Annotated in this window: 6 protein-coding genes; 2 read left to right on the plus strand and 4 right to left on the minus strand. The window is 32.9% G+C overall.

All coding sequences use genetic code 11. The annotated features are described in order from the left end of the window. The first annotated feature begins 18 nt into the window (after positions 1-18). Entirely contained in the window at positions 19-4,518 is a 4,500-nt protein-coding gene (locus tag Q4Q40_RS08815; protein WP_303301418.1) for a DUF8693 domain-containing protein, read from the plus strand. Positions 4,519-4,837: 319 nt separating this feature from the next. Here the strand turns inward: Q4Q40_RS08815 and xylE are convergent, their stop codons facing one another. The 4 genes from xylE to Q4Q40_RS08835 form a co-directional block, all read right to left on the minus strand. Further along, a complete protein-coding gene (gene xylE, locus Q4Q40_RS08820; RefSeq protein WP_303301419.1) occupies positions 4,838-6,256 on the minus strand; it encodes a D-xylose transporter XylE in 1,419 nt (472 codons plus the stop codon). Between the two features lie 29 nt (positions 6,257-6,285). After that, positions 6,286-7,611, minus strand: a complete 1,326-nt coding sequence (gene xylA, locus Q4Q40_RS08825) for a xylose isomerase (protein WP_303301420.1) — start codon at positions 7,609-7,611, stop codon at positions 6,286-6,288. Between the two features lie 146 nt (positions 7,612-7,757). Then, entirely contained in the window at positions 7,758-9,242 is a 1,485-nt protein-coding gene (locus Q4Q40_RS08830; RefSeq protein WP_303301421.1) for a xylulokinase, read from the minus strand. Positions 9,243-9,244: 2 nt separating this feature from the next. After that, on the minus strand, positions 9,245-10,258 hold the full coding sequence (locus Q4Q40_RS08835) for a GntR family transcriptional regulator (protein WP_303301422.1): 1,014 nt from the start codon (positions 10,256-10,258) through the stop codon (positions 9,245-9,247). A 580-nt stretch (positions 10,259-10,838) separates the two neighbouring features. On the opposite strand from Q4Q40_RS08835, the gene Q4Q40_RS08840 reads away from it, so the two are divergent. Further along, positions 10,839-12,395 (plus strand): T9SS type A sorting domain-containing protein, encoded by a 1,557-nt coding sequence (locus tag Q4Q40_RS08840; RefSeq protein WP_303301423.1) that lies wholly within the window; start codon positions 10,839-10,841, stop codon positions 12,393-12,395. Positions 12,396-12,594 lie beyond the last annotated feature (199 nt).

Genomic DNA, 12,594 nt, shown 5'->3' on the forward strand with positions numbered 1-12,594 from the left:
TTCCCTACAAATTTAATCATGAAAAAAAACCACAACGAGAGAACCTTTATTTTTATTTTTTTAATCGCTTCATTTTTTAAAACATCCTGGTCCCAAACAACTATACGATCTCAAGGTTTTGATGGGGTAAGTAATTGGAGCTATACAGCAAGTCATACTAATGGGAATTCAAGTATTGATAATTCAAAATCATACAATACACCTGGCAGCCTGGTGTTAAAAAATTTTGGGAATGATAATTCTGCCATAACTTTTAGTACCATTGATATTTCATCTTATACCAATGTTCAATTTTCCATAGCTTACGAATCTGTCGGTGAAACAGATAATAACGATAATCTATATATTGATTATTATTATTTTGATGCAGGAACATGGGTCACTGTTTCTACAAAAATAGCAGATGGTAATACAGCTCCAAACACGGTACCTTTTGGCACAACTGGTAATACTGGGAAAGCCAACCCTTTTGTGGCATCGATACCCAATTCTGCAACAAGTTTTTATGCTGTAGTTAGAGGTAGGTATAATAACGATAATGGTGGAGATCATGACAGATATTATATTGATGATGTCATACTCACGGCTACATCACCCGATTACTCCATTTCGAAAAACGATGATTTATCAACAGTAACAAAAATTAAAGGGATTCAAACATTCCCAGATACAGATAATGATGGTGTACCAGACAATATAGATCTAGATGATGATAACGATGGCCTTCTGGACTCTGATGAAGATTCTAATTGTAAAACATATTCAACAGCTTCTACTACTAGAACCGTTTTCTTAAATGAAAATTTTGGTGTTGGCACAGATAGAATCCCTATAAATGGTAATTTATCTGGTGCTAGTTCAACTTATAATTATAATAATGGTAATTCATCAGATCTATATGATGGACAATATACAGTTTATCATAACTCTGGGAGCGATATAGCAAGTTTCTCACCTGCCTATTGGTATCAAGGAGAAGATTACACTTCTGGAGATACTAATGGTAGAATGGCTATATTTAATGCCAATCACAGTCCTGGTATATTTTATGAAGCATCAATTGAAGGGGTAACCCCTAACGTAGATATAACGTACGGTTTTGCAGTCATTAATCTGGATAGATCTGACGCTCCTGGCATATCTAACAGAGAAAAACCAGAGGTTTTAATGGAAATATTAGACCCTAATAATCTTGTTATTTCTTCAACTTCTTCTGGTTTAATTCAACCAACAGATGCTGCAAATTTATCTGGAGATTGGGTTCTAATAGAAACGACCTTTAAATCATCTTATACAGAATTTACAGTAAGATTAAGTAACGCACAACCTGGTGGTTTGGGTAACGATCTTGCCATTGATGATATTTCTATCTACCAAATCTTATGTGATTTAGATGGTGATGGCATAGCAGATAGTATTGATTTAGATAATGATAATGATGGGATCCCTAACATTGTTGAATTAGGCTTAGGTGCGCAGGATACAGACAAAGACGCTACTGTATTCGGAGTCGACTGGCTTGATGCCAATCTTAATGGTGTGCATGATGCTTACGAGTCTGGCATTACTAAAATAGACTCTGATAATGATGGAGTTCCAGATTATTCAGATTTAGATTCAGACAACGATGGTATTTTTGATGCTCTTGAATATGATGGTTTTGGAGATATAGATATTTCTGGAAACGGCGTAGGAAACGGAACAGATATTAGTACTGGTATTGATGATGATGCTAGTGATGGAGATGGTTTATTAGCTATAATTGATAATAACGATACCGATAGCGATAGTTCAGATCATGGCACTAACGGATATGCAGACCCTTTAGATACAGATGGCGATACCATTCCAGATTATTTAGACCCCCATAACGACGTAACTGGTATTGATGATATTGATACCACATTATATTCTAATTTAGATGCCGATAATGATGGCCTAATTGATGGCACTACAGATGTTGATTCTGATGGTATACTTGATAGTTTTGACACCAACACAAGTGCATATGGCTCTCCAAGAGACCTTAACGGTGCTTATAGCTTATTTTTTGATGGACGCAATGATTATATAGAAGACACCAATGTGCTAACCTCTGGAGACGCTACCATTATGGCTTTTGTTAAATCTAATGGTACAAATACTTTAAATACAAATCGCGTAGTTATTGGGCAGACTAATTATTATATCTGTATAAATACAGATAATACAATAAGTGTTTTATTAAATGGTAATACTATTATAACATCTCCTACTGCAATTCCTGATAATATTTGGGTAAACCTTACAGCTACAACAACTTCTGGAGAAACTATTTTATATATAAATGGAGAAGCTATTGGTAGCAGTACTTCTGGCTCAATAACATCAGATAGTTCAAATTTTACAATAGGAAGACTTGCAAATACAGATGTCGATTATTTTAAAGGGGAGATAGAAGAAGTACGCGTATTCAACAAAGCTCTAACAGCACTTGAACTGCAACGTACCATATATCAAGAATTAGATGATACTAATAATTTTGATAGCGGAAAAATAATACCTTATAGTGTTTCTACTTCTTTTGGTACTTCTCTACTAAAATATTATAAAATGAATATTTATACAGATGATATTGTTGACGATAAAAAAACGACAGCTATAGACCTGGTGGGTGCTAAATTATATAACTTTAAAGATATTCATTTACAAACAGCACCACTACCTTATGAAACCGTTACAGACGGCGATTGGTCTCAATCTGCAACATGGTTACATGGCGATGTATGGGATATTACAAACAATGGAACTAATATAGATTGGTCTATAGTACATGTTAAAAATAACATAACCACATCCAATAGTCATGAATTGGCAGGATTACTAGTTGATGCTAATAGTAAACTAGAAATAAATAATGATACCTATTTACAAAATAGCTGGTATTTAAAACTGGATGGCTTTATAGACCTTGTAGGCGAATGTCAACTTATTCAAACCGCAACGAGTACCTTAGTTACTGGTTCAAATGGTAAATTAGAAAGAGACCAACAAGGTACAGAAAACTTATATACCTATAATTGTTGGTCTTCACCAGTACATGCTAACAATCCAGATACAGCTATAGATGGTAATGAAACGTATACCGTAGCCTCTGTGTTATTTGATGGAACAAATTTATTAAACCCATTAGCTATTAATTTTGTTGGTGGTTATAATGGGAGTAATTTATCAACCCCAATAAGTATTGCAAACTATTGGATACTCAAATTTGATAATAGAATAAGTAATTACTACCAATGGCAACGGATATTAAGTACTGGAACATTAAAAGTAGGAGAAGGTTATACCATGAAAGGACCTGGTTTTGGATCTATATCAAATGATCAAAACTATGTATTTACGGGCAAACCAAATAATGGTACCATTATTTTACCTATAAATGCAGGCAATGAGTATTTAGTTGGAAACCCCTACCCTTCTGCCATAGATGCTGTAGAATTTTTAAATGATAATCCACATTTAGATGGAACATTATATTTCTGGGAACATTATGGAGGCTATTCTCATCTACTAGCAGAATATCAAGGTGGTTATGGTATCTATAATTATTCTGGAGGAGTTCCTGCGTTGAGTGGAATAATAGCAACACCAGATCCAGATGTAAGTCAGTCTGGTACAGCAACTAAAATACCTAAACGATACATTCCTGTAGCTCAAGGTTTTTTTGTTACTGCTTTATCTACGGGAGATATAAAATTTGAAAATGATCAAAGAATTTTTGTAAGAGAAACAGGAGGTACGAACTCTACATTTATAAAAAGTACTAAACAATCGAAACAATCAGCTTTCAGTTTAGAAGATTCAAGACCAAAATTCAGGCTAAATTATAAGTCACCAAAAGGCTATACACGACAGCTATTAACGACCATTGATGATAAAGCATCAATCGGTTATGATTGGGGCTTTGATGGGCTTTTAATTGAAAATAATACCGAAGACATGTATTGGAATATTGAAGATAAAAACTATACCATTCAAGGTATAAATACTCCAACAGAGAATACGGCATTGCCTTTAAGCGTAAAAACACAAAATGGTGGTATTATTGAAATAAATATAGAAGCATTAGAAAATGTAGGTGATGATTTTAATCTGTATTTAAGAGATAATAATAATGATGCATATCACGATTTAAGAACCTCATCTTATATGACAACTTTAGATGCAGGAGTTATTAGCGACCGTTTCGAAATTGTTTTTACAAAACACACACTATCGGTTACCAATTCCAATATAGACAATTTGTTTAAAATATATTATAATGCAGTAACCTCGTCTATAGTAATAAATAACTCAAAAAACCTCCAAATACAAAAACTTACTGCAACAAATATGTTAGGACAAAAAGCATTTGAAACGAACTTAAATACCTCTGAAAAAGATATTACATTACCAGTGAATTTAACTACTGGAGCTTATTTATTAACAATTGAAAGCACTGAGAATTTTACAAAAAAAATAATTATAACCAAATAAGTCACCTATTTAACCTGAGTTCGATGCAAGAATCATAGATAAAAGTCAATAAATATGTTAGATTCAACTTATAATTATTATAGACTAGCTAGCTAGTTTATGATAATTTAAGGAAGAGGATGGTATGTTTATTGGTTTTTAGCTTGAAACTAATAGATTTGAATATATTTCAGATATCTAAAATTCATTTTATTGAAAGAGGCTGTCTAAAACATGTCATTCAGAATAACACGTTTTAGACAGCCTCTTTTTTGTTTCTTCTATTAGGCTGTTTTTTATAAAAATATAATAATAATTATACTTCTATTTACTCATTGTTCTATTTTTTCCAAAGACCTTCCATTTCTTCTAAGGTTTTCCCTTTGGTTTCAGGAACAAATTTCCAAACAAACCACATAGCTAATAACGACATGACGCCATAAACCCAATAGGCAAAACCGTGATTAAACTGTTCTGTTAAAACTGAATTATCGTTCATCATAGGAAATGTTAAAGACACTAAGTAATTAGAAACCCATTGTGCTGCAACTGCTACTGCCATGGCTTTTCCTCTTATTTTATTAGGAAAAATTTCTGAAAGCAATACCCAAACTACTGGCCCCCAACTTAAAGCAAAACTTGCCACATACAACATCATACACCCTAAAGCTAAATAACCTGTTGCACCCGAGAAAAATACAAACCCAAGCGATAGCATAGCTACTGCCATTCCCAAAGCACCAATAAGCATGAGTGGTTTTCTACCATATTTATCGACTGTTTTAACGGCAATGATGGTGAATAAAAAGTTTACGATTCCCACAATAATGGTTAATAATAAAGCGCCATCTGTATTTGGATCTATAGATTTAAAAATTTCGGGAGCATAATATAACACTACATTTATTCCAATAAATTGCTGAAAAACAGAAAGTGCGATACCTATTATAATAATTAACCAACCGTATGATAATAATTTACCCGAAGTATCTAGCACAGAACTTTCTATTTCGGTTAAAATTTTGACACCTTCTTCCTCCCCATTTACTTTTACAAGAACTTTTAAGGCTTCTTCTGGTTTGTTTTTCAACATTAAAGAACGTGGTGTATCTGGCACAAAAAATAATAGAACTAAAAACAATCCAGCTGGAATAACTTCTGAAGCAAACATCCATCTCCAACCTATTTCATTTAACCAGGCATCTGAACCGCCACCTCTTGATATAAAATAGTTTACAAAATAAACCACCATAAAACCACCAACTATAGCTAATTGATTAAAAGATACCAATTTCCCTCTACTATCTGCTGGTGCTATTTCGGCGATATAAAGTGGCGACAGCATAGAGGCTAACCCAACACCTATACCACCAATAATTCTATAGCATATAAAAATTGTAGAAAACGTATGGTCTAACTCACCAATAGGTGCAATAAGCATTTCTGGCATAGCAGAACCTAATGCTGATATTAAAAATAATATGGCCGCTAGAATAAGTCCTTTTTTTCTACCTAACTTTTTACTTACAAGTCCACCAAAAATACCTCCAATAATACATCCAATTAAAGCACTGGCTACTAAAAACCCTTTAAAGGCATTTGCTGCACCTTCAGATAAGCCTTTAGGTATTACAAAAAAACTTTCTAAAGAACCTACTGTTCCTGAAATTACACCTGTATCGTATCCAAACAAAAGTCCGCCAAGTGTTGCAACTAATGTTAGTTTAATTAAGTATTTTGAATTGGTTGATGTTCCCATAATGCTTAGTTTAGTTTAGTCTGTTTAGTTTATATGTATTGATTTATAATATTCTCAAACAACTCTTGTTTACCGCTTTTTAGTTGCAGTTCTCCATTTTCTTGAGCCATTTTATATAAGTCTTGTAAACTTAATTTTCCATTTTCAAAATCTTTTCCTTTTCCCGAATCAAAAGAGCTATATCTTTCTTTTCTCAGTTTTTCATAAGGTGATGATGTCATTATCTTATCCGCAATCAATAAAGCACGTGCAAAGGTATCTGCGCCTCCAATGTGTGCGTAAAATACATCTTCAATATCTGTGGAATTTCTTCTAATTTTTGCATCAAAATTTACGCCCCCACCTTGTAAACCGCCTGCTTTTAAAAATACTAGCATAGCCTCTGTGGTTTCCTGGATGTTATTAGGAAATTGGTCTGTATCCCAACCATTTTGATAATCGCCTCGGTTGGCATCTAAACTTCCTAACATGCCTGCTTTGGCTGCTACTTCCATTTCGTGTTGGAAGGTATGTTGTGCTAAAGTGGCGTGATTTACTTCAATGTTTATTTTAAAATCTTTATCTAAACCATATTCTTTTAAGAAACCTATTGCTGTTGCAGTATCAAAATCGTATTGGTGTTTTGAAGGTTCCATTGGTTTAGGCTCAATAAAGAAATTACCTTTAAATCCTTGACCTCTGGCATAGTCTCTACACATTGCTAAGAACTGCCCCATATGGTCTAACTCACGTCCCATATCTGTATTTAAAAGCGACATATACCCTTCACGGCCACCCCAGAAAACATAGTTTTCACCATCTAAAGCCATAGTAGCATCCAAAGCTAATTTTATTTGTCCGCCAGCTCTTGCAACGATATCAAAATCTGGGTTGGTTGCAGCACCATTCATGTAACGTGGATTCGAAAAACAGTTTGCTGTTCCCCAAAGTAATTTAATACCCGATGCGGCTTTTTTTTCTTTTATGTAATCTGTAATGGTAGCCAATCGGTTTTCAGATTCTGCAAAAGTGGCTCCTTCTTTAATTAAATCGAAATCGTGAAAACAGAAATAATCAAATCCCATTTTTGAAATAAATTCGAAAGCAGCATCTGCTTTGTCTTTTGCTGCTTGAATTGGATCTGATGATTTGTCCCATTCAAAATTTTGAGTTCCTGGACCAAACGGGTCACTTCCTTCTCCGCAGAATGTATGCCAATACGCAATTGCAAATCTAAAATGCTCGCGCATCGTTTTTCCTGCTACAACCTGTTCTGGGTTGTAATATTTGAATGCTAAAGGGTTGTCTGAATCCTTTCCTTCAAATTTAATGTCTCCAATACCTTTGTAGTATTCTTTGTCTCCAATAATTGCCATAATTAAAATTGTTTTTTCTCTTAATTGATTTGTTTTAAATAGACCTTACCCTTTTACGTTAGGGGTTGCAGTGAAAATCCTTTTTTGAGGAACGAAAAAAAGATTGCAACGGAAAACCCGACCCGTAGGGTAACGCCCAAATACTTTTATTTTTTATTTAATATGAGTTCTAACTCTTTTTTCCAGTTATTATATGCCTCTACATAAGCTTGTTTATCTTTAAAAGGTATCACCGTCATCACATGGTCGTTATCCATAATTGCTTTTCCAAAACTTTTAAAATCGCCTTTGTGTAAATTAGCTGCTCGGGCTGCACCAATAGCCCCCGTGGTATTATAAATTTCAATTTCTTGTCCTATTAAAGTAGCCACGGTATTTGCAAATATTTCTGACCGAAACAGGTTATCATTCCCCGTTCTAATTACTTTTGCTTTAATACCATCAGACTTTAATATTTCCATTCCGTAAACAAATGAGAAAGCAATGCCTTCTAAAGCTGCTCTACACATGTGCCCTTTATGGTGATTATTTAAATTAATATTAACTAATCTTGTGCCTATATCTTTATTATTAAGCATGCGTTCTGCACCGTTACCAAATGGTAACATACACACCCCATCTGAACCTATAGGGATTTTTGAAGCTAAGGCGTTCATCTCTTCATACGAAATAACATCTAAATTATTAAGTAGCCAGCGGTATTGAATACCTGCACCGTTAATATTGAGTAGCTTTCCTATACTTAGATTAGATTTTGTATAGTTTACATGTGCAAAATTATTAACTCGGGTACTTTCTTTTCCCGATAAATTATCAGTAACAGCATACACAACACCCGATGTACCTCCAGTAGCAGCGACTTCGCCTGAGTTAAATACGTTTAATGATAAAGCATTATTAGGTTGATCGCCAGCTCTATAATAAATAGGTGTGCCTGCTGCAATACCACTCTCTAACGCGCCTTTTTTATCAACTACAGATTGTAAACCAAAAGTCTCTACTATTTCTGGAACCAATGCTTTGTCTATACCGTAATGCTCTAAGAGGACATTGGCGATTTCGTTATTTTTGAAATCCCAAAAAATCCCTTCAGACAATCCAGAAATCGTCGTGTTTATAACGTTTGAAAATTTATAGGCAATGTAATCACCTGGCAACATAAATTTATCAATCTGGTCGTAAATATCTGGTTCATTCTCTTTAACCCATTTTAATTTTGATGCTGTAAAATTTGCAGGCGAGTTTAAAAGGTTTGATGCGCAGGTTGCTTCTCCAATGGTTTCAAATGCTTTGTTCCCAATTTCAACAGCGCGACTATCACACCATATAATACTCTTTCGTAAAGGGTTCCCATCTTTATCAACCACCACCAAACCATGCATTTGGTACGATATTCCAATCCCTTTTATTTGGGTACTTGATATATTATGTTGTTGTTTTAATTTAGCTATAGCTCTACAGATATGCCCCCACCAATCATCTGGATCTTGTTCTGCCCATCCATTTTTTTTGGCGAACATGGTCATCTCTTCTTTTGGCTCTTGTACAACATCTATACTTTTGCCTGTTTCTATCTCAACCAAAGCAGCCTTGATACTCGAACTGCCAATATCTAATCCTAAATAATACATAATTATAATGAGTCTCTTAATATTAATTTTGTAGGTACATAACACTGCATACCGTCTCCTTTTGTAATAAATTCGGCAGCTTTAGTTCCTAAAGCTTTAAAATCTGTCGAAATCACAGAAATACCTTTATAAATAAACTTTTTCATTGGGGTTTCGTTATAAGATAAAAAACCAACATCGACCCCTGGCTCAAATTCCTGGATTCTACATTGTTCTAAAAATCGCCCTAAAACCCTATCACTTACACTCATGTAGGCGATGCCTTTCTCAATATTCAAATCTTTGGCATTGGTGATTATTTTATAATCAAAATGAAAAGCTTTACAAAATTTCTTAAAGGCTAAGACTGTTTCTTCGGGGTGATTTGTGAATGTTGGGTATATAAAATGAATGGCTTTATACTTTTTAAACAAATCTGCAGATTCTGATAAAATCTCATAGACTGATTTACCAAAATCTTGAAAAACAAAATTATTATGCGCCTCCCTATTAATATCCCAATCTATCAGTAATAACTTGTCATTATCAATGACAGAAATAACAGAGGGGATCTCTTTATGATTAAAATTCATAACAATGTACTTATAATATTTTCCTTTGCTATTATTTATAATCGTCTTAAAATTCTCAAAATTATAATGATGAAATTGCACATCTGTAATAATGTTTTTTGGCAAATTATTAATGAAAGAATGATACAACACTTCTTTATAAGCCTTAAAAGTATCAAGTACTAAAAGTACTTTCATAATCTTTATTGCTACGTAATACCCCTTATTTGGGACAGACTTAATAACATCTTGTTCTTTTAAAATGGAATAGGCCTTAAAAACAGTATCTCTAGATAATTGACAGGTTTTACAAATAGAGTTTACAGAGGGCAATGCATCTCCAATAGAGAATTCGTTATTAGTAATAGAATAGTTAATAGCATCTATTAATTGTTGATATTTAGGAGTATCGCTATTGTGATTTACTTTGAAAAAAAAATCTTTATTCTTTATTTTATATGCCATACTGTACTGTTCTGTTCTGTTACACAAACTTAATGTAATTAAACTTTTATTGCAAATAAATTTTAATTAGATTATTCTATCTATATGGCATCATTTTATGCTGCTATTTTATGCTACTTTAATGGTATCTAAAAAAGAATTATGAATCGAATAAATGAGCGTTTTTAAAACAAAAAAAGCCAATAACTAAATAATTATCAGAGTTTTACAAAATGTTAGTTTCATAAAGAAATAATTATATTATATCGGTATGAATTGAGAAAAAAGCACTCGTTTTAACAAATAATTTCTCTTGATATTTTTTTTACATTTCACAATACAATGTGCTAAAATTCAGTCATTTGCCAAACACTTTTGTATCTTGTGCAACAATAAAAAAATTCTTGAAACTGACTATCCCCGAGGCAAGCCATAGAGGTATTTCGCCAGTTTCATTTTGCCTTTATAGAGGCAAAAATCGAATTTTGTTATTTTGCCTCACCCAGAACTGCCTTTTTTTGCAGTTCTGAACTCTCCAAAGGAGAGGTTAATTGGAACCCCAGACCCAAGGGTCGGAGAATTTTTAGATTAAAAAAAGCGTATGAAAAAAAATTATATTATTGTTCTAACTCTTATTATTTCAATTCCTCTTTTATCACAAGAAAATTGGACTATTTATAATACGACTAATTCTGACTTGACATTCAATGAAATCGGTGATATTGAATTTGATAGTCAGGGTAACAAATGGATTGCCTCTAGCTTTAATAATGATCCTGCTGGAATTGCAAAATTTAATAATACTAACTGGACGCTATTTAACACTGATAATTCACAAGGAACATCAGATATTCATAAAATTGAATTTTCAACAGGAGTATTGGAAAATTGGGTGTCTGTTTATGCTACAACATTAATTCACTTTTCTGATGGTACAGAAACAACCATTAATTCAAATCATAATTCTACAACAAATGTTTTAACTATAGACATACCTGCCAATGCAACAGATTTTCAAATTGAATATTATATAGAAAATTCATCATCTGTTAACATAGTGTTTTATAATGTAAATTCTAACAATATAATTCATCAAGAAACTTTTTCTGGTCAAATGACTTTTAATTACGATTATACATTTTTTACAAATATTGTAACAAACAAAATTGTCGATATTTCCATTGATAACCTTGATAATAAATGGCTTGGAACCTGGCAAAACGGTTTGATGAAATTTGATGACATAAATTGGACAAATTTCACAACTTCCAATTCGGGTTTACCTAACGACCAAATTAATTGCATTGCTAATGATGCTGCTGGTAATGTTTGGATTGGAACCTCATCTGGTCTTACTAAATTCGACGGAATTAATTGGACTAATTATAATACAACCAACTCAGATTTACCAACTAATTCAATTGTATCAATAGCAATAGACAATACTAATAATGTATGGTTAACTACAGCAAATGAGCTTGTAGAGTTTACAGGAACTATTTGGAATATTTACAATGACAATTCTGTTGGAAATTGGTTTGGAAGCGCAAATTCTTTAAGAATTGATAACAACAATAAAAAATGGATGAGTGCTGGCTATGGAATAAAAAGCTTTGATGGTAGCAATTGGGAATATTTCAACTATTTAGGTTCGAACAATTCTTGCTTACTTGATTGCCAAACAGCCTCATTAGGGATTGATACAAATAATGACATTTGGGTTGGTGCCAGTCCAGAATGTGACACTGGTGGTTTATTAAATTTTAGCCAATGTAATTCCTATTTAACATCAAATTCTGAGATTCCTAACAATAGAATTTTGGCTCTAAATATTGATGTTAATGGTATTAAATGGATTGGTACTTCTAATGGTTTGGTTAAACTGGAAAATGCACCATTAAGCATAGATAAAAACATCTTAAATGACATAAAAATTCAATTTTATCCTAACCCAATTAATGATTATCTAAATATAGAAATTGAGAAAGAATTTATAGATAGCAGATTTTCGATTTTCGAAATTAGCGGAAAAGCTATAAAAAGTGGGACGTTTGAAAACAAACTGAATTCAATTGATTTAGAAAATATATCTAATGGAGTTTATTTTTTAACCATTAATAAGGATCATTTAACAAAAACAATAAAGTTTATAAAATAGAGGTGCACATAACACTAGTAACCGCTCAAGCTCTACAAAATGATGAACTTTGTCATTCCATGCTTGTAAAAGGTAAGTGTCATTCAGAGAATTGAGATAAAAAAAATTATCAAGCGGATATAATGACGTAACATTGCTGAAACAAACCAAATTGTAAAATAATCGATATTGAATTAGTGTTTCCATACCTGTTTCAGAG

The sequence above is a fragment of the Flavivirga jejuensis genome (assembly GCF_030540765.1).
Lineage (GTDB): Bacteria > Bacteroidota > Bacteroidia > Flavobacteriales > Flavobacteriaceae > Flavivirga > Flavivirga jejuensis.

What these genes read in the sequence shown, in the direction of transcription:
- Q4Q40_RS08830 (WP_303301421.1), bottom strand. Translation starts at nt 9,242, where the DNA reads ATGTATTATTTAGGATTAGATATTGGCAGTTCGAGTATCAAGGCTGCT.
- Q4Q40_RS08835 (WP_303301422.1), bottom strand. Translation starts at nt 10,258, where the DNA reads ATGGCATATAAAATAAAGAATAAAGATTTTTTTTTCAAAGTAAATCAC.
- xylE (WP_303301419.1), bottom strand. Translation starts at nt 6,256, where the DNA reads ATGGGAACATCAACCAATTCAAAATACTTAATTAAACTAACATTAGTT.
- Q4Q40_RS08840 (WP_303301423.1), top strand. Translation starts at nt 10,839, where the DNA reads ATGAAAAAAAATTATATTATTGTTCTAACTCTTATTATTTCAATTCCT.
- xylA (WP_303301420.1), bottom strand. Translation starts at nt 7,611, where the DNA reads ATGGCAATTATTGGAGACAAAGAATACTACAAAGGTATTGGAGACATT.
- Q4Q40_RS08815 (WP_303301418.1), top strand. Translation starts at nt 19, where the DNA reads ATGAAAAAAAACCACAACGAGAGAACCTTTATTTTTATTTTTTTAATC.